Origin of the sequence: Micromonospora sp. L32, assembly GCF_052068055.1 — a bacterium.
In the GTDB taxonomy this organism is placed as follows: domain Bacteria; phylum Actinomycetota; class Actinomycetes; order Mycobacteriales; family Micromonosporaceae; genus Micromonospora; species Micromonospora purpureochromogenes.
Genome location: NZ_JBQHDD010000029.1, coordinates 1 through 505, shown reverse-complemented (window position 1 = coordinate 505; position 505 = coordinate 1). Strand labels below are relative to the sequence as shown.

Sequence of the window (505 nt, the reverse complement as noted above, 5' to 3'; positions counted from 1 at the left end):
GTCAGGCGGTGGCGGAGTAGCCGCGGGTGGCGATCCAGTCGGCGAGGTTGTCGACGCTCATCCGGTAGGAGGCCTGGTCGGGGTTGGCCGAGTCGGCGATGGTGACGGTCTTGCCGCCGTTGGTGTAGCCCACGACGCTGATGTAGTGGCCGCCTTCGAAGGAGTGGGTGGTGCCGTCGGTGTCGGTGGCGGTGCCGGCGATGTTGGCGACCACGGCGCGGCCGTCGTCGATGGTGCGGACGATGTCGGTGCGCAGCTTGTCGGTCTGCTTGCGGTCGGCCTTGCTGTCGCGGATCTCCACCGACCGGTAGGCGTCCTTCTTGCCGGTTTCCTTGTTCAGGACGGGGGTGATGTCGTTGATGCTGTTGGTGCCGGCCTCGGTGGTGCCCATTTCCTTGGCCATGGCGTCGACGTCGATGTTCTTGCCCTGTACGGAGAGGGCGTTGCGGGTGGCGGCGGGGCCGCAGTAGTAGAAGTTCGGCTGGGCCTCGTAGCGCACGTTGAG

Annotated in this window: 1 protein-coding gene; it reads right to left on the bottom strand. The window is 66.7% G+C overall.

Annotation, left to right across the window (positions count from 1 at the left end; genetic code table 11):
* Position 1: 1 nt before the first annotated feature.
* Positions 2-505: C39 family peptidase (locus tag ACTMTB_RS30880; RefSeq protein ID WP_441149648.1), on the bottom strand; the 504-nt coding region annotated here is incomplete at its 5' end.